The following is a 21736-nucleotide window of genomic DNA, read 5'->3' on the forward strand; positions in this document are numbered from 1 at the left end:
AAGTTAAGCACTTAATTAGCAGCTCAACTTAACAGTATGCAAATCTATAAAATATTTATATATCTAAAAGGCCTAATTATGTTAAAATAAGGTCTTAACAAATTGATAAGACTTTATTTAAAGCAAAATCAATCGCTAATTTAAGTTAAGTCTCTAAAATCATTAAAATTAAGCCGATTTTAAGTTCTTTTTCTCTTTTTTTGGGGCTGCCCCTCGCTTCGCTCGGGTCGCTCCCCTCCGCAGCTCGCAGGTCTGCTCGGCCCTGCGGCAGCAATGCTGCCTGGGTCGGCCGCGATGCGGCCCTGCTGCGGGCAGCTCAGCCGGCTGCCGGGCCTTCGGCCCGGCTCAAAACCGGCCCAAGGGGCCGGTAGTGGGCGCCCTGCGGGCGCCAAAGCTGGACCACTAATAGAGCCGAAGCTCTACCCGGCGGTCTTCCAAGGCATTCCCCTCCGATTTCCGCTCCCCAAAGGCCGCTACCGTTATCCGATCGGCCCCTAACTGAGCCCGCTCCAATAAGTAGCGCTTTACCCCCTCGGCTCTAGCCGCAGATAAGGCCTCATTTTTTTGGCTGTTGCCCGTTTTGCTGGCATAGCCCGCAATATCCAACTTTAAGTTGGGCTGCTGCTGCATAATGCTGCCAATAAGGTCCAAACTCCGCTGCGCCTGAATACTAAGCTCCGCAGAAGCATTGGCAAAGTAAATTCGGCTGTTGTATTGCCCCGCCTTGGCCCTCGGCTGCTCTTTTAGCTGCCGATTGAGCTCGCCTAGCATACCCACAGATTGCTTGATGTCTTGCAGTTCTTGCTTCAATCGGCGATTTTCTACCTGCAAGGCCGCTAGTTCTGCCTCATTTTGCTGTTGAGGCAAAGCCGCCAATTCTGCTTCTTTTTGCTCCAAAGCCGCTTTTAAGTTAGCTAACTCTTTGGTTTTCAAAGCCAGGTCCATTAGGGCCGCAGAATCGGCTAGCTGCCGATAAACGGTATCAACAACTACTAGACGCTGTTCTTCGGCTTGGGTCACAGAATCTCGGCGCATTTTTTTCAAATCTAAGCGCAATTGGGCCAATTTTTCTTGCAGCTCTTGCTTGTTATCATAATAAATGATGGTCGTATCTCGCTGGTCTCTGGCTCGCTGTAGCTCTTGCTCTAGCGCCAAACGCTGGGCCTCGGCAGCGGCCAAAAGACTATCATTGGCCCCCTCATTGATGGCCCGCATAGCCAAACCCAAATTGGCCAAACTTACTTGTAGGTCCAATAACTGCTGACTGCTGTCCTGCATCTGCATATCGATGAGCTCCAATTGCTTGTTGAGCCCCAAAAGCTCAGCCTGGACCGTACTGTCAAAACGAGGCTGCTGCTGCTCTATGATAATAATAGAGTCCCGCTCAATGATTTCAGTCTCTGTTTTGGTCAAATAAACGGTATCTATTTGGACCAAGGTGTCTCGGATCACTTCTACTTTCTGCTCTTGCTGATAAACCGTATCTACTCGACTTTGGCCCGCTTCTACTACGGTATCTATTTGGACCAATTGCTGCTCCTGATATACCGTATCTACTTGATAGATGGTATCTCGCTTGATGAGCGTAGGCAAACTGTCTATGGTCCTAATTTCTATATTTTGCCCCCCTTTTTGCTGCCGCAACCATCTCCAACGGATTTCATTTAGGGCCTGCTCATGCTCGAGCTGTTCTCGCAATAAGGCCTGTTCTCGCAGCAGCTCGTTTCTAAGCTTTTCTATATTTTGGGCCTCTTGCTCTTGGGCCAATAAAAGTTCTTGCTGTTGCTGTTCTGCCTCCAAAAGCGCCAAACGATTGACCAAATGATTGGTTGCGGGAGTAGCGGCATAGGGCTCTGCAGGCTGTGTTTCTCCTACTTTTTCTGTCTCCGTTTTTTGGCTGCTCGCTTGGCTGCTATCTGCGGCTTGGGCAGCTTCTCTCGTTTGGAGCAAGCTCAATTCATTGGTAAAAATGATGGGGGCATCAAATTCGCTGCTGCTCCAACCAAAGCTGTAATACAACCCCAAAGAGTTGTAGCTAAAGGCATCAAAATTACGGTTATCCGATCCTCTTTTTTGGCCCTGTTGGTTGCTGGGGTTAGCTGCATAGGCTTGGGCCGTACTATTATAGTTGTCGGGATAATCGCCACTGACGTCATCCAAATAATCGCTAAAGGTATAGAACAACTGCGTTTGTAACTGTAGGCTCAGGCGTTGGGCCAGGCGAAACTTGAGCCCAAGGCCTAAACTGGCCTGCCAGGTCCAAGGCGAATAATTTTGGCCCTCTGTTTCTAGTTCTTGTAGATCGGTTTCAAAGATGCCATCCTGCTCAATTTCAAAGGCGAGATTGGCATTAGGATCGTTTTCGGCTAAATTATAAATTCGGCCATCGGACCAATAATGGTAGCGCTGTCCATTGGCCAAATACAAATCGGCTTTGCTACTAAAGTGGCTAAAGCCGAGGCCCAAAGAGAAAAAGGGCGTACAAAAAGCATTGGGGCCAAAAATGCGGCCATTATCGGTATAATAAACCAGATCGGCTTGGCCGCTATAGAGCTGCATTTCGGCATTGAGGGCACGGTCAAAGTAAGGGTCATCGCTTTGCAGCTCGCCTGCTCGGTTTTGGTAGCGGTCATTGGCCTGCATGAGGTGGCTACTGCCCGAAAAGCGGAGGGTCCAGGCGGCAGACAGGCGTTTTTCTAGGGCAATTTGATAACTTAAATAGCGGGCCATCTCCTCGGTACTGCCATAAGCAGATTGGTAGGTCCAGGGGCGCTCGTTGAGGTCGCCATAATATTGGCTAAAGCCCGTAGAAGCGCCAATTTTCCAGTGAAAATCGGTTTGTTGGGCCTGTAAAAAGAGCGAAGAGAATAAAAAAGCCGTGAGCAAAGGGAAATATCTAGACATAGGAAGAAGCGTTTAATTGAGGGAGGAAGTTTTGCGGTGGACAGGCGGCGGAGCCGCCGCAGGCCTAGCTGCCTGTAGGGGTGGCGCAAAGCGCCAGACCCAGCCGCCGAAGGCGGCGCAGGGCCGAGCAGAACTGCGAGCCCCGAAAGGGAGCGGCGGGCGCAGCCCGCAGGCCCCAAAAAAAATACTTAACGCTCTAACTTTGCCGTCAGGTTAATTTGGACGCTAATGCCAAAATTTGGACGCACATACACGCGGCTACCTAGGCCCGAAATCTGGCCTGCCGTATTGGCCTCCTCCAAGAAAGTGGCGCCCGCATTGAGGTAAATAAACTGATACAATTTATGGCTGAGCCCTAGATATACTGGGCGTTTGAAGATAGGGCCGCTGAGGTCGTTGCCATTTTGGCCCAGGTCCTTAAAGTTATTGACATAGGCGCCCACCGTGATGGCCGTATTGCTGAGAATTCGGGGCGCAAAAGCGCGCTTGCCCAGGGGGAAAGCCAGGCCAATAAAGGCCGCATTGCCGATTGAAAGATTAGAAAAATCGCCATCGACATAAGTGCCGCCATAGCCGAGTTGGATAGACAATTGGCGGTCGGTTTTCTCGGTTTCATAGTCGTTGATATAGCGGCTATCGCTCAATTTGGCCAAATTGGTCTGTAGAATTTGGTCCAATTCGCCATGAATAAGGGTTTTAAGATCGGCGATCAGTTTTTTGCGGTATTCAGCACGGGCCTCATCCTTGCTTTTGCCCAAAAAGAGAAACTTCCCCTTAGACAACTTGGCCTTTTCGATTCGGCGGAGCGTCTGTTTGATAATATCAGAAAAGCCCTCAAACTGAATATTGGTAGCGCTGCGGTAGTGTTTTAGGCCCGTTTTGACAATCTTATTCAGGTCGGTTATCACCTGATGATTGCTTCTATTGAGCTGAATGCTGCTCTTGCTCAGGCCAAAAGTTTGTTCTAAATAGGCATCTAGATGTTGGTAGAGTTGGCTCTGCAGGGCCTTTTGTTCTTGGGCCGTGATGGGCCGAAAAAAGCTAATTTTAAAATCGTATTCCGTACTTCCCCGCAACTTATAGTTAATGGGGAGATTAAACTCGGTGGTGAGCTTATCAAAGGGGCGTTTCCAGGCGGCCACATAAAGCGGCAGGCGTTTTTCGCTACCCTTATCATTATAGACCGCAATTTCTACATAATTGACCTCCTGCGGGGCCTTGCCCTGCAGCAAAATATGGGTTTCGGCAGGCAGCGGTTGATTATTATTAAAGGCCGCCTTTTCATAATCAAAACTAACGGCTTTATGCTGCCCAAAAAGGGAGTTTGCAGCAAAAAAAGTAAGGAATAGGAAGGGGTATACGTACTTCATAGGTTGTTATTTGGGCTAGTCACTACTAGCTTGTTTATATATTTTTACTTCTTCTTGAATAAATTTTTGGCTGGGGATCACCACTTTTTCCTTTTCGGTTTGTAGGGTAATGGCAATGCTGCTAATGTCAATGATTTGGCCGCGAATGCCTTTAACCTCGACCTCCTGCCCTACTTCAAACAGCCGCTTGCCATAAAAGCCCGCCAAAATATTGGCCAAAATATCTCTGGAGGCAAAACCGTAGGCAATGGCCGCAGAGCCCATAATGGCGCCCAAAATGATAAAGAGATTAGAGCTGATGATAGAGGTATCAATCCCGGCCTGTTGAAGGGCTGTCAGACTAATAATGATAAAAATCATGTAATACACGATCTGGCTAATGATCTTGCCTGCACCAATGCCCAAAGAGGCCGTAGCCCCCTTAATAATATCCCGAACCAAGCCCGCCGCAAAGCCTCCAATCACAAAGAGAACAATGGCCGAAAAGAGGGTGGGCAAATAGCTAATTAGCTTAGAAATTTCCTTAGAGATGACGGTCCAGCCCAAAATATCTGAGGCCGTGGTAATCACCAACAACATCACTAGCCAATAGGCCATTTTGCCCATTAGCTCGCTTGGCGTTTTCTTAATATTGGCCTTCTCTAAAAAAGAAGAAAGCTGAATCCGCTCCGCCAACTGATCAAAACGAGCCTTTTTGAGCAACTTGCTCAGCCCTTTATTGAGCAACTTGGCCATAAAGAGCCCGCCCAAAAAAACAAATAGCGCCCCAAATAAAGCAGGCAAAGCAGCCATAATGGCCGAGGTGGTGGCTTGTAATGAAGCAAAAAACAACTCGGTCCACTTACTAATATCTCCCATGATTAACAAAAATTTGAGGCTATTGTTTAACAGTAGCCCAATCTACTAATAGAGGCCAAAGCCTGGCCTTAGTCACATTATTTTTTCTTTTTTTCTAGCTTTTCACTGCAATCTCCCAAAAGCTGAAAATTGGCCTTAAAAAAAGTTGGCCCAAATAAATCGAGAAACTCCCCCACCAACTTTAGGGTTTCGAGCTCCGAAATGACCACCTTTTTGAGCTTCTCGGGCGGCTGCTTGTCCAAATGCATATTTTTAAACAAATCTTTCATCTTTCCTATTTTTTAGCTGGAGAAATACAGGAGGCCAACCACTCTCGGCCCCTTTTCAATCGCATCTTAATAGCACTTTCGCCCATTTCTAGGGCCTCCGCCATCTGCTTTATGCTCATCTCTGCATAATAGCGCATAGACAACACTACGCTATAATCCTTTTTGATATTGGCCAAACAACGTTGCAGTTCTTTCACATTGGCCTCCAATAATTCTTGCTGCTCGGCCTCAATATCATCCTCGCTCATTATATCAAATTCTTCGGGCACCTCCTCTTCTTTCCTCCGCTTGTTCTTCCGAAAATGCTGCATACAATGGTTGTAGGAAATCGTATTGACCCACAAAGAAAAGTTGGCCCGCCCCTCAAATTGCGACAGTTTGGTAAAGATCTTTAGCATAATATCATGCGTCAAATCTTCCGCCAAAGCCTCTCGCTTGACCAAAGAAACCGCCTTGCGATACACCAAAGGTGCATAACGATCATACAAAACCCCAAATAAATCACTCTGCCCCTCTTGCACAATCATCTGTACCAGTTCCTCATCGCTCAAAGCCGATTGCTCGGCCCTCGTTTTTGCTTCCATAGTCTAAGGATTTCATTTTGGCCAATTGCAGTAAAATTGACGCTCATTTCAATTTTCAAGATACAACTTTTTCAGAATTATTAAATTCTTTCCTCTTTTCTTGAACCTCCTCTCCCCTTACTTAGTTTAGAACTAAAGCAAAGCTTAGTTTAATTCTAAAAATAAGCTTATATTTGTTTGCTCTTTGGGGCCTCCGCTGCGGCTTCGCCTTGCGGCGCTACGCTGCAGGGCTCGCTATTCGCTCGGCCCTTTGGCGGCTTTGCCGCCTCGGTCTGGCCCTGCGGGCCACCCTTCCGCATCGCTAGGCCTGCGGGCCTTCGGCCCTGTAGATCGCCTTTTTTTGTCCTGAATTCAGGCTTCCACTTTTCAATATAATTGACACTGATTATGAGCCAACTCTTGCAAAATGCCCAAGAAAACCTCAATGCTAATGGTTTTCTAGATCTAGAAGTAGATCCCACTTTGGACCTCATCCAAGAAATCGAAAAACTCAAAAAGGAGAAGAACGCCATTATTTTGGCCCACTATTACCAAGAAAGCGAAATCCAAGATATTGCCGATTATATTGGCGATAGCCTCGGTTTGGCCCAACAAGCCGCCAATACCGATGCCGATATTATCGTTTTTGCGGGGGTCCACTTTATGGCCGAAACTGCCAAAATGCTCAACCCTAGCAAGAAGGTGCTTTTGCCCGACCTCAAAGCAGGTTGCTCTCTAGCCGATTCTTGCCCCGCTCCCATTTTCGCCAAGTTTAAGGAAAAACATCCCGATCATGTGGTCGTGAGCTATATTAACTGTACCGCAGACCTCAAAACCCTAACCGATGTTTGCTGTACTTCTACCAATGCTAAAGCCATTATTGATAGCATTCCCGAAGATAAACCCATCATCTTCGCTCCAGATAAAAATCTTGGCGCTTATCTCAATAAGGTAACAGGCCGCGACATGATTCTCTGGAACGGCTCCTGCATGGTCCATGAAATTTTCTCTCAAGAAAAGATCGTTAAGCTCAAAGAACGCCATCCCGATGCCCTACTTATTGCCCATCCCGAATGTGAGGCGCACCTCCTCGATATGGCCGATCATGTAGGCTCTACCAGCTCTTTGCTCCGCTTTACCGCCGAGTCTACAGCTAAGGAGTTTATCGTCGCTACCGAAGTGGGCATTATCCACCAAATGGAAAAGGCCAATCCCGAAAAGACCTTTATTCCCGCTCCACCCAATAATACTTGCGCCTGCAACGAATGCCCCCATATGAAGCGCAATACCATGGAGAAACTTTATCTCTGCATGAAACACGAACTGCCCGAAATCCACCTACAAGAAAAACAGATCGTAGAAGGCAGAAAATGTATTGATCGTATGCTAGAGGTTTCGGCTAAGGCTGGCTTTTAAGTAAAAAATAAATTGCTATGACTAACATTAGCCTGCAAGCAGCTTTAGCCGCTCTAGAGCAAGAGCAAAGCCTAAAAGGCTATCAGTTAGCCGAGCTAGAGCCTAAAGTAGAAGCCCTAATTGCTATGCAATTGAATAAATTGGGGCTGCTCATTCAAGAGCAACAAATTTACTATGAAGAGGAGGATATTCAAGATGATGCAGAAATAGATGACTATGACTGGAAAATCATCCCTCCCCCTCCAGTCGACTAAAGCAAAAGGCCAAACCCAGAAGGGTTTGGCCTTTTTTATGGTCCAGAGGCGGGCGAAGCCCGCCCGGCTGAGGGATGGTAGGGGGTGGCCGAAGGCCAGACCGAGCTTTTTTGAGCAAAGCGAAAAAAGCGATGGGCCGAGCGAGCAGCGAGCCCCCGCACAGCCCGACCCGGCCAAAGGCCGGGGCAGCCCCAAACTACCTAAAGTACTGCCTGTAATTCATTACAAGCCCCTACTTAATATGGCATAAATGCCTAGAAATCCCTGATAAAACTGTTGCCAGTGCGGTGGTTTGCCTTGATGAAAAAGAGGGAAAATTTGCTTTTCTAAACAAGAAAACTCTTGTTGCTTAGGTTGAGCAATATGGGCTAAATGATAAAAATAGGCCTCGACTAGGCAGTCAAAATTAAGCTCCTCTAGTTCTATCTGAGCCAAGTAAGCCTTCAATTCATCTTTTTGCCAAAGCTTTCCTTCTGGGCCTAAATGAGCTATAAAATCGTCAAAGTCATTATAATCAAAGCCTTGTAAGCGAAAAAGATAAATTCCTTCTGCTTTGATTTTGGCCGCTACAATTCGATTGATATAAGGCTCCTTTTTCTGACCCATTCTTGGCCAATCTAAATTCGTTTGGTTTTTAAACTTTTTTGGTGATTCAAAGAAAAGCATTCCCTCTGTCTTTCCTTTAGGACTCAAGTGCAACAAGGTTGAGCTTGGGGACCTTTCTTTTTTATCGATCCCAAAAAGTATAGTTGAATTATACTTTTTGTCAGCATTTACTAATCGAAAAATCATATTATCCAGGCGAATACTATCTGCTGTCGTTATTCCCCAAACCGTTAGCTTTTGAGCCGCTAAAATTGCAGGAAACAGAAGCAAAAAAAGGACTATATATAAGGATAAACTTTTTTTCTTAGAATATAATTGTTCCACCAAAACTTAAAGGGTTTTTTCTCACGTAAATGGATATACATTTTCGACATATTGTACTTAAGGTACTTCTCTTTCAACTTAGGATCTTTTGTAAATTGATAAGGGTTAAGTTTAACCTTTAAATTTGATGTCATACAAGGAAAATAAATAGCTCCTTTATTTTTACTTTTTCCATTCTTTTCATTGTCGTAATAAGTGAAGGCCTCTATCAAACAATCAATGTCTAGCTCCTTACTAAGATCTTGATCGCTACCCAAGTCTAAGGCCTTCAAAAAATGTTTAAGCTTGGCCTTAGGAAGTCCGTAATCAGGCATCTCTAATATAAAGGTAATAAAGTACGATATATCGTTACTCGTAAAGCCCTTGAGCCGTTCAATAAGATGGTAATGGGTGCTCCCTCCCCCTCTTACATACACTAGATAGCTACTTTTATCCTCTCTGCTGTTAGGGTAAATTGAAGGAACGTCTATTCTAAAAAATTTTAGATCAGCCGAAAAAACATCTTCATTTATAGGTACTTCTCTTATCTCATAACTTGCTATTCGCTGCTCTTCCTGATTTAATAGAAAGGGTTCTATCATAATCTCCTCAAGAAAAATTAGCCGCCGAATAGCTAAGTCAATGTTCAAACTATCTTCTGGACTAGGATCCCAATTACTTCCGTCTAAGGCTTTTAGAGGAATTAAGAAGAGCGAGCTAAAAAAGAAAAAAAAGAAGAGTGCTCTCATGACTAGGCTGTTTTATCGATTTATTTTTTGTTACATCAGTGCCCCCCCTAAAGTACTGCCTGCAATTCCTCCCAGCGAATATCAGAATGAGAGCAATCCATCAGGGCCTGCCCATTTTGGACCACAATCAATTGCGGAGATTGGTGCATCACGCCCAATTCTTCGGCGATGGCGTTAGAGATTTCTCGGTAGGCGATGAGGTCCAAAAAGTACATCTTGGGCCCCTGCCCCTCTGCATAATCCCAGCTTCGTTCTAGCCTTTTTTTGGCCATAGAACTGATGGAACAGCGGGTGCTATGCTTAAACAAAACGATCTTTTCATTTTCCGATTGGGCCAAAGCCGCCTCCAAATCGTTTAGGCTGCGCAAAGGCTGCCAAGGCAAGGCTGCTTGCTGCTCCTCGCCCCCCTGCTTTCCAAATAACTGATCAAAAAATCCCATAGCTTTTATTTTATATGGGCGAGAACGCCCCCTTTTGCAAATAACTGATCCACCTTTTTACTGACGGCTGGATCCATTTCTAGTACTGGCGCATGATGCGGCTTGATGCGGGCATCCAAAATCAAAGGGCCCTTGCAGCCCCAATGCTTAAACTCCACAAAACTATTGACCCCATAAATATCATGCGAGGGATTGGTCCGGGTAAAGGCGGCCCACAAAAAGTTGTTGAGCGTTTGGGCCATAAAGGCCGAATCATCGGCCAAAATGATTAGCGGAAACTGCTCTAAATCTTGGCCCGCCAGTTCTGTCGTCAATTGATCGAGCTCGGCCTTGGCGCTGCTTTGGTCCTTAAAGGCGGCAGCTTGAATAGCCAGTACTCCCGGCAAAACAAGCTGAGGCGACTTAAAGTTTTGGGGCAAACGCAGATGTCTAGGCAATTCGCGCCCAAGCTCCCGCAATTTTGGTCCACAACAAGCCATGACGACTTTTGAGCCTTGGTTCCAACCAGAACCCGAATAATCTAGGGTATCAATGGTGGTTTTAGTCTGAAAATGCAGATCTCGCTCCCAATTGATCCGCTCGAGCAGATGCTGGAAAAAATCGGGCATATCGTGGGTATCTAAGGGCTGTGGACGATCGCCATCGGCCGCAATGAGGAGAAATTTGGCCAAGGAGGTTTGTCCACTGCCCAAAATTCGGTTCGCAATGGTCAAGATTTCCTCTGGCTGCCGCTCTCTAAAGGGCATATAGCGCTCGCTGCCTACGGCCAACAAAAGCGGATGTACCCCCGCCGCATCTACGGCATGAATGTCTTTTAGGCCCGGAAACTCTTGGGGCGTCAGCTCCTTGACCAGCTCATGAATCAAATAACCAAAGCTAGAATCCTCTGCTGGTGGGCGGCCTACTGCCGTAAAATGCCAAACGGCATCTTTGCGATGATAAACCTTATCCACCTTCATATAGGGAAAATCATGCGTCAAGCTATAATAGCCCAGATGATCGCCAAAAGGCCCTTCGGGCTTCTTTTTGCCCTTGACCACCTCTCCCGTAATGCAAAAATCAGCATCGGCAGAAAGCAAATAATCATCCTCCCAAAAGTAGCGAAAAGCCCGACCATTCAGCAGGCCCGCAAAGGTCATTTCCGATAAGCCCTCGGGCAAAGGCATAATGGCCGAAAAAGCATGAGAGGGCGGTCCCCCCACAAAAATACTGACCTTAAAAGGGTCATCTGTTTGGTTGTATTGGCTATGATGCACCCCAATTCCCCGATGAATTTGATAGTGCAGACCAATTTCCTCATCCATTTTATAGTCATTGCCCGACAGCTGAATGCGGTACATCCCCAAATTAGAGTGCATCACATTGCGGTCTTTGGGCGGCATACTCAACACCTGCGGCAGGGTAATAAAGGCCCCGCCATCCATGGGCCAAGCCTGAATTTGTGGCAGCTCCGAGATTTTACACTGCCCATATTTTACGGGTTTTCGCCAAGCTTTTCGGGGCAGGCCCGTTAGGGCCGTAAATGGCGTGCCGAGATAACGGCCGGGCTTTTTCATGAGCTGCATAGGGTCAATTTTCAGCTCAATGACCTTTTGTACCTTGGCCAAAGTATGGCGAAACAAGAAACGGGTTCGCTCAAAAGTGCCGTATAAATTAGATACAGCGGGGAATTTACTGCCCTTCACATTTTCAAAAAGGATGGCCGGCCCCTTGGCATCAAATACTCGCCAATGGATTTCCGCCATTTCCAAATAAGGGTCTACCTCCTGCTTTATCCGAACCAACTGCCCTGTTTGTTCTAAATCCAAGAGGGCCTGTTTCATGCTTTTATATGCCATATTTCGTCTTGCTTTTTGGTTTTAACAAGCGGGGCAAAAATAGGTTGATTTTTTTCTTTTTCTGGAGCTCTCTTTATTTTTTTTGGGGCCTCCTGCCTGCGGCAGGCGCTACGCTTCAGGGCTCGCAGTTCTGCTCGGCCCTGCGGCCTGCGGCCTTGGTCTGCGGCTTCGCCGCCCCCTTTCGCATCGCTAGGCCGATTGGCCTTCGGCCAATAATAAAAGATTGCGCAGCAATACCGTTTTTAAAAGGGCCGAAGGCCTGCGGCTGAGGGGCTGTAGCAGGGCCGCCGAAGGCGGCAGACCAAAGCGGCGCAGCCGCTGCAGGGCCGAGCAGACCTGCGAGCTGCGCAATGGCCCGACCCGAGCGAAGCGAGTGGGCAGCCCCAAAAAAATAGCCAGCACTAATTTATAGCACTGGCCGTTAATAGGTACAATTTCAGTCCTTAAGGCAATAGGAAATTAAAGCTAATGCCATTAAAGCTAAATGTGACAGCGGCATCGCAGTCGCCATTACCAAAGTTAATCACTCTAGGGTCGCCATTATTAGGCGTCAATTCAATTTCTCCGGCGGTAATCCACTTACAATTGAGGCGGCGGATCAGGGGCTCGGTAATTTCTGAGGTATAAGCAGAGCCATTGCGGTTTACGCCAGAAGAGTTGCCGGTAATGCTATAGACATCATCGCGGATACCGGCTAGGCCATCGCTAAAGAAGGTAGTACTTTCGCCTTCGGTCCATTCGTAGGTAGTGGTTCCTTCCCAAGAAATGGTATTGCCATCGGGGTCGATAATTTGGCCATTATCCACCTCTACAGAATAAGACATATTGCCGGCGGTATTGCGGCCATTATTGGTCACGGTTACATCGGCTTCAATGGCATAATCATTTACGCTATAATTCTGCAGATCGATAGTAACGGTAGTTCCTGCATCTCTCCAGCGGCCAGTAAATACGGCCTGAATGCTTCCGGAGCGCAGGCGGTCATCGCTGCCCAAGCAAGCCGAATCATAATCAATTGTTACAGTATTCGGGAAGTTGCCCAAGGTATCGGAGAGCGTCACATTGGCGCAGCTCTTGAGGTTACCATCAGATTGGGCGGTTTCATCTACCTGTTTGTAGACATCTTGAAAGAGCTCTGAAGAAACGGCATTATCCTGCGTAAAGGTCCAGTCGGCATTATCTCTTTTGAAGCAAGAGCTCAGAAGCAGAGAGGCGCCAAAAACGAGCAGTGCAGCGCTCAGCAAATTGATTTTCATAGTCCTATTTTTTTTAATAAAGGGGGAGTTATTTTTCTACTTTATAGACTATTACTGTGCCGCAATGGTTTGAATGCCCTTTATCTTAATCTTCATTTTCCAGTTCATAGAGTCGAATCAGGCGGACCAATTCTATCCGGGTGTCGCTTACCTGCTCAAAAATGAACTCATAATTTTGGAGGTGGAAGCTTTCGCCCTGTTCGGGAATGGCCTCCATTTGCGTGACCAAAAAGCCCGAAAGGGTATGGTAGTCTTCACTTTCTGGCAGATTGAGTTCATACTCTTCATTGATCATATCAATATCTAGGCGGCCCGCTAGCAAATACTCCGAATCAGAAATTTGCTGATGCTCGGGCTCTGGATCATATTCATCAGAGATATCGCCAAAGATTTCTTCCAAAATATCTTCTAAGGTCACAATGCCCGAGGTGCCGCCAAACTCATCGACCACCCAAGCAATATTTACCTTATTTTTGATCAGAGAGTTCATCAGGTCCCGAACGGGCATAAACTCGGTCACAATTGGAATATCGAAGAGCATGCTTTGGATGCTTTTGGGCTTTTCCAGTAGCTTTTGGTGGTGCACATAGCCCTTGATTTCATCAATATTGTCTTCATAGACGATGATTCTAGAGTTGCGGCAGCTAATAAACTTCTCTCGCAAATCCTCTATCGTGCTATTGATTTCGATACTTTGAATTTCGTTGCGGGGAATCATACAGTCCCGCACTTTCACATTATTGATATAGAGGGCATTTTGGAAAAGCGTCTGGTCAATGCCTTCCAAATTGGAGGGCTTGATGCTCTTCATAAAATGCTCTAGGTCTAGCTTGGTAAATACCTGCTCTTCATCTTCGGGCTGAATGCCCAAAAAGATGCGTAAAAGCGCATAAGAAGTTTGGACCATTACCCAAACTACAGGCGTGAGCAACCACTTAATGATAGAAAATGGCAGGGCAAAAAAGAAGAGGCTAGCCGTGGCCGTGGCCCGAAAAATGACCTTGGGCATCAGCTCTCCAAACACCAAAACGACTAGGGTACTCAAGAGCGTGACCAACAGCAGTTGGGCGGTGGTATCCGGAAAACTAGCGGCCAAATTCATATAACTTTCGGTCAAGATAAACTCCTCGGCCAAAATGGAAAAGATGATCAGCACGATATTATTACCCACCAGGGTGGTGCCCAAAAACTCGGAAGGTTCCTCAATCAATTGGGCCAAGATTTTCCCTCGGCGGCTGCCCTTTTTCTTTTCCAGCTCAATCCGCAAACGGTTGGCCGATACATAAGCGATTTCAATTCCAGAGAAAAAGCCTGATGCAAAAAGAAAGGCTAAGATGAGTAAAAGCTGTGTATACATAATATATATAATCTGGCCAAGGCCTAAAATTCGGGGTTTTTCAACAAACTACTGCTTTCAAAGATACCACTAAGCGAATCAATTTCCCAGTTCTTAAACTCAATATCTGAGCGGAAACCATAGCCTTGCATGACTTCGGTGGGGGTAGTTACTTTAACAAATTTGTCAGAATAGATTTCATTTTTGCGCTCATCCCAAAAGAGCTCCTCGGTTTCGAGTTGCTCGCCTTGGCTATTATGAATCACTACGCTATCCTGCAGCACAATAAAGCGTTTTTTCTCCGAGTATTCTGCATAAAGGGCCGTTAACTGGCTGCTAATCTGCTTATCACGCCCATAAAACTCTACCTCTACCCCATCCGGGAAGATGCGTTTGGGCTCTTTTTCATCTCGGTCTTCTTGCATTAAAGGCGCTTGCAGACGCATCCGAACCACGGCCGAATCACTATATAGCATCTCTACTTCGGTGGCTTCTTCTACACTAGAATTGGCCATGCCCTCAAAGCGCTTTACGTCTTGCATGCTGTTTTCACAAGCGCAAAATAAGAGCAAAAGGCCCAAGAATAGGGGGTATTTCATCTTTTCTTTTTCTCAAAAATACAGAACTCTATGCATCTTTTTTTTTAGAATGCTCATTTTAATAATTTTTTGGGGCCTGCCGCCTTCGGCGGCCGCTACGGTCCGCAGCTCGCAAGCCTGCTCGGCCCTTCGGCGCTTGCAGCGCCTCGGTCTGCGGCTGCGCCGCACTGCTCCCCATCGCTAGGCCGAAAAAAGCGCCCCTTTGGGGCGCCCAAAGGGCGGCTTCGCCACCTAAGCCTTCAGGGCCATGAGTTCGGTCCAGAGCTCTTCAGCGGCTTGTTGCCAAGAAAAGCGGCTGGCTTGCTGGGCCGTGGCCGCTTTCAGTTTTTGGTAAAGGGCTTGGTCTTGGACCAGCCGCTGCATTTGCGCACTGATCTCCGCTAGAGAGTAAGGATCGGCCAAGAGTCCAGCAGCTCCAACCACCTCGGGCATAGAGGAGGTGTTGGCGCCCAAGCTAGGCACTCCCGCCGCTGCCGCCTCCAATAAGGGCAAACCAAAGCCCTCAAATAAAGAGACATAGAGCAGCGCATAGGCCGCCCCCAATACTTTGGGCAGCTCTTCTTGAGGCAAATAACCCAGCAAACGGACCGAAGAGCGGTACTGCATTTGGTCCAAATAGCTTTTGAGCTCATCATTTTGCCAAGCTAGGCGGCCCGCCACCAAAAGCAAAATGGGCGAGTTGGTTTTGGCTTTAAAGTCCTCAAAAGCCTGCAAAAGCCTTAGCATATTTTTGCGGGGATGAATAGAACCGAGGTACAAAAAATAATCTTGGCCCTCCGCATACTGCTGCCGAACCACCTCTTGTTCCGCCTCCGACAAAGGCTGATAGCTTTGGTGGCAGCCATTGTAGCTATAGAAGGTTTTGCCTTGGGCTGCCGGAAACTGGGCTAAAATATCCTGTTTGGAGTAATCAGAGACCGTGGCAATTTTTTGGGCAGCCGCAATAAATTTAGGCATAAAGTATTCGTAATGTTTGCGGTGGGCCCAAGGGACCAAATCTGGAAAATGCTTCCAGGCAATATCATGAATCACTAAAAGCGTGGGAATTTTGGCCCGCAAGGACAAAAAGCCATCTGGAGAAAAAAAGCGATCGCAGCCATATTTTTTAAAGGCGGCCGGCAAGCTCCATTCAAACCAGAGATAAAACAAAATGGGGTGGCGAGCTGGAGGTCCCAAAACCACTGGCCTTACATTGGGCCCAAAAACAAACTGAGGATCATAAGGGCGATCAAAGAAAAAGACAAACTCTTCTTCGGGATGCTGTTCTACCCAGCGTTTGAGAATTTCATAGCTATACCAGCCGATGCCCTCTAATTTGTTGGCCAATAAGAAACGAGCATTTACAGCAATAGACATAAGGAAAAGATTTTGGACCAAGAAAAGGCGGCGCAGCCGCCGCAAAGGAGCGCAGCGACGCGGCTGAGGGATGGGCAGCAGTGGCCGCAGGCCAGACCAAAGCGCTGAAAGCGCTGCAGGGCCGAGCAGACCTGCGAGCTGCGATACAGCCCGACCCGCCCGATAATTCATGAGGGTTTTAACCCTCATTTTGTATAGCTTCGCAAAGCGATACCGCTTTGCGCTGGGTTTCAACCCGGCGGAAGGGGCAGCCCCAAAAAAAAGAAAAAGGGCAAAAAAAAGCAGCCCAAACAGAAAGACTGTCTGAGCTGCAAAAAATTATAGCTTAACTAAGCTTACTGCTTAACAAACTTCTGAGAGCTAGCACCTTGAGCGGTACGAACAGTAAAGAAGTAAACGCCAGCAGGTAGTTGGCTTACGTCATAAGTTACTACATCAGACTGAAGATCAGCCTTTTGTTCTTTGATTACAACACGTCCAGTAGCATCAGTGATGATGTACTCTACATTGCTGTTCATCTCCGTCAACTCTACTTTGGCAGAAATCTGCTCAGTAGCGGGGTTGGGGAAGATATTGAACTCAGTAGTTACTGCTTCGTTAGCAGTTACGTTGATTGTGATTGCATCAGTCAAAGTAAGACCGATAGAAGGCACAATACCAGACTCATAACCAGCGCCATACCATTGGTTGTCCTGTAGGCCAGTTACCGTTCCAGTAGGATCGATGTAGGCAGAACGAACAATAGAAGCAGGAATGAAGTAGTTAGGCAAAGAGTCGATAGTAAAGTCATACTTATCTTCAGAGTTACCAATAAAGATATGACGAGTAGTATTATCGGCGTTACGCAGACCGTTAATTTGGTCGCTGCAAAGAACAGTAGCTACATAGAAAGAGTTGGGCTGTAGAACAGCACCAGTACCCCCGCTTAGGTTGCTAAGCGCAACGGCACGTTGGCGGAAAGCAAGAGAAAGATCAAGCTCGAAAGTATCTACACCCAAAGCTTGGATAGGCAATTCGGGATCAGAGGGGCCAGTAGGCTGAGCAGTCCAGAAACCGCTTCCATCATCATCATTAAACTTATAAAGACGAACCTGAACAACAGCTTCAGTTACACTTGTATCTGCATTGACAGTAGCTCCAGTATAAAGGAAAGAATCCGCAACGATAGAATCACCGTTAGTGACGGTATAGTTAGGGATGTAGTACATAGAACCCCATTCGTGCTCTGCAGGTAGGAAGCCGTCTGCAGCACGCACACCTGGAAGAGTAGCAGCATCGGCAGAGGGGAAACCTGTTAGATCACGACCTACCTTAGAAAGGTAATCATCAGCAGTGATGGTAAAGAAATCCGTATAAACATCATTAGTGGTATCTATTTGCATATTAGCGCTATAAGATACAGAATAATCTACACGGTAGTCGCCAGCAGCAGTGGGCATCCAACCGTTGCTAAATCCAGGCATATAAAGTGCAGTATCAGTACCAGGAGCGATAGCGGGAACGGCCATAGAGTCCATAACGGCAACAGTACCACTACTTACTTCAGAGACAGTCACATAAAGCATAGCCTCACCAGCATTGATGTTTCCTCCAATACCGTTATTTTCGATATTGGCACCCCATCCCATTTCGTCGGCATTTACCATACGTAGAGGAAGTTGCTTAGAACCTACTACTTTTGGGGGGTTATAATTCTCATCAATAGCAATATCATAAATTGCCTCAGAAGTGCGAACAGTAACATCATCTACACCATAGTAGTAAGAATCACCTTCAAAAGAGAAGCGAACGTGGCAGTTAGTCAAGCTAGTCGCCGAATTAACAATGTTAGACAGATCGAAGAGTACCATACCTTCACCAGCGCTACCACTAGGAGCGCCAATAGCAGAGATCACGTCGAAATCTGTCCAAGTTGCACCACCATCTGTAGAGAAGCCAGCGCTATTATCTGTAGATCGAAAGTCGCGAAGACCAGCATAGAACTCAAGAACAACGATAGAATCCTCGTATCCAGTCAAGTCAAAAGCAGGAGAGGTAATAGTACCTATTTGAGGATTAGCACCTTGAGCAAACCAGAAGTCAGCATCAAAGAAAGCCACACCATCTCCAACAGAAGGAGAAGTTAGGCCAGGAGTACCAGAAGAGAAAGTCCCCTGAGAAATTCCATCTACAGAGTATTCCCATTTTCCAGCAACGCTATCTACGGTCCAGCCCAAACCATCTAGGCCAATGATCGTATCGGTAGCAAAACGACCAATAGAGTCAATTTGAGTATCGGAAGAACCGGCACCCCATAGAACTGTTTGTGCAGACAAGCTTCCTGCAGAAAGCAAGAAAGCAAGTGCAACCAGTACTTGTGTAAGTTTTTGGTTAAACATAAAATAGATTTAAAATTGTGTAATTAGAACAATAGCTTCAGTTCGGTAAAAATAGGCAAATTATTATAGAATACAAGCCCATTATTAAGCCTTTGTTAAGTCTCGCTAGGCATTTAACAGGCTCTTAGACTTTATTTGGCCCCTATCTTTAGCGAAGATCAATTATATTTTGAAGTCTTTTATTTTCCCTTTTTTCATTGGCCATCAGCTAACTAGCTGTTAATAATTGCTTTACTTAAGACTAAGTTTTTAGTTTGTTTTTCTAAATTATTTTCCTGTTTCAATACAGCTTTAACAAAAGCTTAGTTTTTTAGACTGCCCGCTTTTTCCCTAACTTTGGGCCTTTAGTATTTCTCTACATAAAAGCCTTTTATGCGATACTTTCTCCCTTTTTTAGCCCTTTTGCTTTTTGCTTGCCAAGGAGAAGCACCAACTTCTAGTCAGGAAGAAGCGCAAAGCTCCTCTTCTCTAGAGTTTCGGCAGGCCCAAGGGTTTAAGGTCAGGGCCATAGAAAATGGACAATATTTAGTAGAAATTGGCGAGCAGCGCTTTTGCCTTTATCCTAGGACGTTGAAAATCAGCAAAAGGCTGGAAAGCTACCAGTATTTGCCCTACCCCCTAAAAAGAGTGGTCTGCAAAAGCAGTCCAGCTTGGGCCATGATCGAACTCCTCGATGAGCGTAAAAGTGTAGTGGGCATTTCTGATGCTAGAGATTTTGAAAGCCCTTATGTTAAGTATCTCCCCGAATTGGGCCGAGAACAGCTTAATTATGAGGCTTTGCTTTTGCTATCGCCGGAGTTGGTGGTTGGTTATGGGGCCAAAGCCGACCCCAAACTAGCCGACCTAAATATTCCCGAGCTTCGTCTTAAAGAATATGCAGAAGCCTCTCCCCTCGCCCAGATGGAATGGATTCGCTTGTTTGGTCTGCTCTTCGAAAAAGATGAGATGGCCCAAGAGTTTGTAAATGAGCGCTTTGCCGCCTACGAAGAATTAAAACAGCTAGCCCAAAAGGCCCAAACACAGCCTTCGGTTTTGTTGGGTAGCCAGTTTGGCGGTGGCTGGTATTTGGCTGGAGGAAAAAGCTTTATGGCCCAATATCTAGCCGATGCACAAGCCAATTATCTCTGGAAGGACCTGCCGGGAAAAGCGGGGGTTCCCCTAGATTTTGAGGCCGTTTTGGCCAAAGGACAAAAGGCCGATTTCTGGCTTAATGTGGGCAGTTACAGGAGCTTCGAGGAGCTAAGGGCCAATAACCCCCGCTATGCCCTTTTCCAGGCCTTTCAGCAAAAAAAGATCTATAATTATTATGGCTATCGTTTCTGTGGCACAGGTCGCCACGGTTTCTTTGAATCAGGCACTATTTATCCCGATGAAGTGCTTAGCGACCTGATTCATATTTTCCACCCAGAGCTTTTGCCCAATTGGCGGCTCCATTATTATTATGATTGGGCGGATGATGCATTTTAACCAATTTTTTTCGCTCTTTATGGCCCTTCTGCTGCTCTTCGCCCTAAGTTTGGCGCTGGGCTCTAGCCCTATTTCCATCAGCCAATTGTGGCAAGGGCTTTCTCTTGGCCCTCAATCTACCGAAGGGCTGGCGAGCATCATTTGGCAGCTGCGCCTCCCCCGAAGTCTGGCCGCCATTTTGGCCGGTGCGGGCTTGTCGGTTAGTGGACTTTTACTGCAAACTTTTTTCCGAAACCCCATTGCGGGCCCCTTTGTTTTGGGCATTAGTAGCGCAGCTGGACTAGGAGCGGCGCTCTGGATTATGGGCGGCAGTTTGTTGGGCCTAAGTTCTTTTTGGGCCGCTAGCCGATGGGGCCTTTTAGCGGCCGCAGCCAGCGGGGCCGCCTTTTGCCTCTTTATTTTGTTGCTTTTGGCTTGGCGCCTGGGCCAACGGCCCGCCCATCTGCTCCTCATGGGCCTGATGCTAGGCAGTTTTACCAATGCTTTCATTCTTTTTCTCCAATATTTTAGCCCCAAAGAAGAATTGCAGTCTTTTATTTTTTGGAGCATGGGCGACCTCAACCGCCTGGGCTGGAGCGAGCTGGCCTTGCTCACGCCTTTGGTCTTTTTTGCCCTCTTTTTGGCCTTTTTACTGGCTCAGGGGCTCAATATTTGGCTCCTAGGCCCTACCGAAGCCCGTTCTTTGGGGCTCAATACTAGCCGCCTGCGCTGGCAAATTCTCCTCATTTCTTCTCTTTTGGCTGGGGGCATCACGGCTTTTTGTGGCCCCATTGGCTTTGTGGGCATGGCCGTACCGCATTTGGCCCGATTGATTTTGGGCAGCCAACGCCATCAAGTTTTACTGCCTTTTACGGCCCTTTTGGGGGCGGTTTTGCTGCTGGCCTGCCAAATTTTGGCCCAGCTTCCGGGCCTCGAGCAATTGCTGCCCATCAATCTCATTAGCTCGCTATTTGGGGCCCCCTTTCTGCTCTTTCTGCTGCTCACTAAACCTTTGGATTAGGGGCCTCCGCTGCGGCTACGCCTTGCGGCGCTATGCTGCGGGGCTCGCAGCTCTGCTCGGCCCTTCACAAAACTTCGCTAGCGCTCGTTTTGTTCGGTCTGGCCTTCGGCCACCCGCTCCGCAGCGCTAGGCCTAGCCCTGGCCCAATGGGCCAGCCAAAAGGCCCTTTGGGCCAAAAAAAAGCCGGCTCCCTTTGGGAGCCGGCCTCAAGATTATTTAGCACAAACGCTTAGCCTTTCTGGGCAGCTTTGGTCTTTTTGTCAGCAGCGGCAGCAGCAGTAGCTTTGGCCTTTGACTTACAACAAGACTTTTTGTCGCCCTTGGTACAAGCAGCGGCAGATTTAGTGCAAGCTTTTTTGTTAGAAGCAGCTGTTGCTGTTGCAGTAGCAGCGGCTTTTGATTTGCAGCAAGATTTACCAGCTGCAGCCTTAGAGCAAGACTTTGTGTTGGCAGCAGCAGTAGCTGAAGCCTTAGACTTGCAGCAACCTTTTTTGTCGCCTTTGGTGCAAGCAGCTTTGTTGGTACAAGCTTTCTTAGACTTAGTAGTGGTTTTTGTAGTTGCTGTAGCTTCAGCTTTAGCAGCTTTAGCAGCAGCGTGAGGACATTGTGCGTGGGCCATGCCAGCAAACATTAGCATAGCGAAAAGCATCATGATCTGTTTCATGCTGTGAAATTTAAATAAGTAATGAAAATGTATGTGCAAAAATGATACACTTTTAGTAGCGTACAGCCAAAACTACTGAAAAAGATTAAACTAAGACAGTAGTTAATTAA

Annotated in this window: 19 protein-coding genes; 5 read left to right on the forward strand and 14 right to left on the reverse strand. The window is 46.9% G+C overall.

Annotation, left to right across the window (positions count from 1 at the left end):
* Positions 1-402: 402 nt before the first annotated feature.
* The 5 genes from SGRA_RS07935 to SGRA_RS07955 form a co-directional block, all read right to left on the reverse strand.
* Positions 403-2904: an OmpA family protein gene (locus SGRA_RS07935; protein WP_015692128.1), complete on the reverse strand. Its 2502-nt coding sequence runs from the start codon at positions 2902-2904 to the stop codon at positions 403-405.
* A gap of 188 nt (positions 2905-3092) precedes the next feature.
* Positions 3093-4274 carry a hypothetical protein gene (locus tag SGRA_RS07940; protein WP_015692129.1) on the reverse strand — a complete coding sequence of 394 codons (1182 nt, stop codon included), beginning with the start codon at positions 4272-4274 and terminating at the stop codon, positions 3093-3095.
* A gap of 15 nt (positions 4275-4289) precedes the next feature.
* Positions 4290-5132, reverse strand: a complete 843-nt coding sequence (locus tag SGRA_RS07945; RefSeq protein WP_015692130.1) for a mechanosensitive ion channel family protein — start codon at positions 5130-5132, stop codon at positions 4290-4292.
* Between the two features lie 77 nt (positions 5133-5209).
* Positions 5210-5401, reverse strand: a complete 192-nt coding sequence (locus tag SGRA_RS07950; protein WP_002659125.1) for a hypothetical protein — start codon at positions 5399-5401, stop codon at positions 5210-5212.
* Positions 5402-5406: 5 nt separating this feature from the next.
* Positions 5407-5985 (reverse strand): RNA polymerase sigma factor, encoded by a 579-nt coding sequence (locus tag SGRA_RS07955; RefSeq protein ID WP_015692131.1) that lies wholly within the window; start codon positions 5983-5985, stop codon positions 5407-5409.
* A 387-nt stretch (positions 5986-6372) separates the two neighbouring features.
* On the opposite strand from SGRA_RS07955, the gene nadA reads away from it, so the two are divergent.
* Together nadA and SGRA_RS07965 are read left to right on the forward strand one after the other, a co-directional pair.
* Positions 6373-7380, forward strand: a complete 1008-nt coding sequence (gene nadA, locus SGRA_RS07960) for a quinolinate synthase NadA (RefSeq protein WP_015692133.1) — start codon at positions 6373-6375, stop codon at positions 7378-7380.
* Positions 7381-7397: 17 nt separating this feature from the next.
* A complete protein-coding gene (locus SGRA_RS07965; protein ID WP_015692134.1) occupies positions 7398-7634 on the forward strand; it encodes a hypothetical protein in 237 nt (78 codons plus the stop codon).
* A 222-nt stretch (positions 7635-7856) separates the two neighbouring features.
* Here the strand turns inward: SGRA_RS07965 and SGRA_RS07975 are convergent, their stop codons facing one another.
* The 9 genes from SGRA_RS07975 to SGRA_RS08020 form a co-directional block, all read right to left on the reverse strand.
* Positions 7857-8567, reverse strand: a complete 711-nt coding sequence (locus SGRA_RS07975; RefSeq protein ID WP_015692135.1) for a hypothetical protein — start codon at positions 8565-8567, stop codon at positions 7857-7859.
* Positions 8519-9292 carry a hypothetical protein gene (locus SGRA_RS07980; protein ID WP_015692136.1) on the reverse strand — a complete coding sequence of 258 codons (774 nt, stop codon included), beginning with the start codon at positions 9290-9292 and terminating at the stop codon, positions 8519-8521. Before SGRA_RS07980 ends, SGRA_RS07975 begins: the two co-directional genes overlap by 49 nt.
* A gap of 47 nt (positions 9293-9339) precedes the next feature.
* Positions 9340-9732 carry a bacillithiol system redox-active protein YtxJ gene (gene ytxJ / locus SGRA_RS07985; RefSeq protein WP_015692137.1) on the reverse strand — a complete coding sequence of 131 codons (393 nt, stop codon included), beginning with the start codon at positions 9730-9732 and terminating at the stop codon, positions 9340-9342.
* A gap of 5 nt (positions 9733-9737) precedes the next feature.
* A complete protein-coding gene (locus SGRA_RS07990) occupies positions 9738-11570 on the reverse strand; it encodes a UbiD family decarboxylase (protein ID WP_015692138.1) in 1833 nt (610 codons plus the stop codon).
* A 443-nt stretch (positions 11571-12013) separates the two neighbouring features.
* Complete coding sequence (locus tag SGRA_RS08000) at positions 12014-12826, reverse strand: hypothetical protein (RefSeq protein ID WP_015692140.1); 813 nt, start codon at positions 12824-12826, stop codon at positions 12014-12016.
* 85 nt (positions 12827-12911) lie between these two features.
* Positions 12912-14183 carry a hemolysin family protein gene (locus tag SGRA_RS08005; protein ID WP_015692141.1) on the reverse strand — a complete coding sequence of 424 codons (1272 nt, stop codon included), beginning with the start codon at positions 14181-14183 and terminating at the stop codon, positions 12912-12914.
* Positions 14184-14206: 23 nt separating this feature from the next.
* Positions 14207-14761: an LPS export ABC transporter periplasmic protein LptC gene (lptC, locus tag SGRA_RS08010; protein WP_015692142.1), complete on the reverse strand. Its 555-nt coding sequence runs from the start codon at positions 14759-14761 to the stop codon at positions 14207-14209.
* A 231-nt stretch (positions 14762-14992) separates the two neighbouring features.
* Positions 14993-16117 (reverse strand): glycosyltransferase family 4 protein, encoded by a 1125-nt coding sequence (locus SGRA_RS08015; protein WP_041329876.1) that lies wholly within the window; start codon positions 16115-16117, stop codon positions 14993-14995.
* Between the two features lie 335 nt (positions 16118-16452).
* Positions 16453-18495, reverse strand: coding sequence for a T9SS type A sorting domain-containing protein (locus SGRA_RS08020; protein ID WP_015692146.1), 2043 nt, complete (start codon positions 18493-18495; stop codon positions 16453-16455).
* Positions 18496-18867: 372 nt separating this feature from the next.
* Between SGRA_RS08020 and SGRA_RS08025 the strand changes: the two genes are divergently transcribed.
* The 3 genes from SGRA_RS08025 to SGRA_RS08035 all read left to right on the forward strand — a co-directional run bounded on the left by SGRA_RS08025 (position 18868) and on the right by SGRA_RS08035 (position 21561).
* The gene (locus SGRA_RS08025) at positions 18868-19962 is read left to right on the forward strand and encodes an ABC transporter substrate-binding protein (RefSeq protein ID WP_015692147.1); all 1095 of its coding nucleotides are present in this window, start codon (positions 18868-18870) and stop codon (positions 19960-19962) included.
* The gene (locus SGRA_RS08030) at positions 19949-20962 is read left to right on the forward strand and encodes a FecCD family ABC transporter permease (RefSeq protein WP_015692148.1); all 1014 of its coding nucleotides are present in this window, start codon (positions 19949-19951) and stop codon (positions 20960-20962) included. The genes SGRA_RS08025 and SGRA_RS08030 overlap by 14 nt, the downstream gene beginning before the upstream one ends.
* Positions 20963-21210: 248 nt before the next feature.
* Positions 21211-21561 carry a hypothetical protein gene (locus tag SGRA_RS08035; protein ID WP_015692150.1) on the forward strand — a complete coding sequence of 117 codons (351 nt, stop codon included), beginning with the start codon at positions 21211-21213 and terminating at the stop codon, positions 21559-21561.
* Positions 21562-21736 lie beyond the last annotated feature (175 nt).

This window comes from Saprospira grandis str. Lewin, from assembly GCF_000250635.1.
GTDB lineage: Bacteria > Bacteroidota > Bacteroidia > Chitinophagales > Saprospiraceae > Saprospira > Saprospira grandis.

What these genes read in the sequence shown, in the direction of transcription:
- SGRA_RS08025 (WP_015692147.1), top strand. Translation starts at nt 18,868, where the DNA reads ATGCGATACTTTCTCCCTTTTTTAGCCCTTTTGCTTTTTGCTTGCCAA.
- SGRA_RS07965 (WP_015692134.1), top strand. Translation starts at nt 7,398, where the DNA reads ATGACTAACATTAGCCTGCAAGCAGCTTTAGCCGCTCTAGAGCAAGAG.
- SGRA_RS08030 (WP_015692148.1), top strand. Translation starts at nt 19,949, where the DNA reads ATGATGCATTTTAACCAATTTTTTTCGCTCTTTATGGCCCTTCTGCTG.
- SGRA_RS07980 (WP_015692136.1), bottom strand. Translation starts at nt 9,292, where the DNA reads ATGAGAGCACTCTTCTTTTTTTTCTTTTTTAGCTCGCTCTTCTTAATT.
- SGRA_RS08000 (WP_015692140.1), bottom strand. Translation starts at nt 12,826, where the DNA reads ATGAAAATCAATTTGCTGAGCGCTGCACTGCTCGTTTTTGGCGCCTCT.
- lptC (WP_015692142.1), bottom strand. Translation starts at nt 14,761, where the DNA reads ATGAAATACCCCCTATTCTTGGGCCTTTTGCTCTTATTTTGCGCTTGT.
- SGRA_RS08005 (WP_015692141.1), bottom strand. Translation starts at nt 14,183, where the DNA reads ATGTATACACAGCTTTTACTCATCTTAGCCTTTCTTTTTGCATCAGGC.
- SGRA_RS07955 (WP_015692131.1), bottom strand. Translation starts at nt 5,985, where the DNA reads ATGGAAGCAAAAACGAGGGCCGAGCAATCGGCTTTGAGCGATGAGGAA.
- SGRA_RS07940 (WP_015692129.1), bottom strand. Translation starts at nt 4,274, where the DNA reads ATGAAGTACGTATACCCCTTCCTATTCCTTACTTTTTTTGCTGCAAAC.
- SGRA_RS07945 (WP_015692130.1), bottom strand. Translation starts at nt 5,132, where the DNA reads ATGGGAGATATTAGTAAGTGGACCGAGTTGTTTTTTGCTTCATTACAA.
- SGRA_RS07990 (WP_015692138.1), bottom strand. Translation starts at nt 11,570, where the DNA reads ATGGCATATAAAAGCATGAAACAGGCCCTCTTGGATTTAGAACAAACA.
- SGRA_RS07935 (WP_015692128.1), bottom strand. Translation starts at nt 2,904, where the DNA reads ATGTCTAGATATTTCCCTTTGCTCACGGCTTTTTTATTCTCTTCGCTC.
- nadA (WP_015692133.1), top strand. Translation starts at nt 6,373, where the DNA reads ATGAGCCAACTCTTGCAAAATGCCCAAGAAAACCTCAATGCTAATGGT.
- SGRA_RS08015 (WP_041329876.1), bottom strand. Translation starts at nt 16,117, where the DNA reads ATGTCTATTGCTGTAAATGCTCGTTTCTTATTGGCCAACAAATTAGAG.
- SGRA_RS08020 (WP_015692146.1), bottom strand. Translation starts at nt 18,495, where the DNA reads ATGTTTAACCAAAAACTTACACAAGTACTGGTTGCACTTGCTTTCTTG.
- ytxJ (WP_015692137.1), bottom strand. Translation starts at nt 9,732, where the DNA reads ATGGGATTTTTTGATCAGTTATTTGGAAAGCAGGGGGGCGAGGAGCAG.
- SGRA_RS07950 (WP_002659125.1), bottom strand. Translation starts at nt 5,401, where the DNA reads ATGAAAGATTTGTTTAAAAATATGCATTTGGACAAGCAGCCGCCCGAG.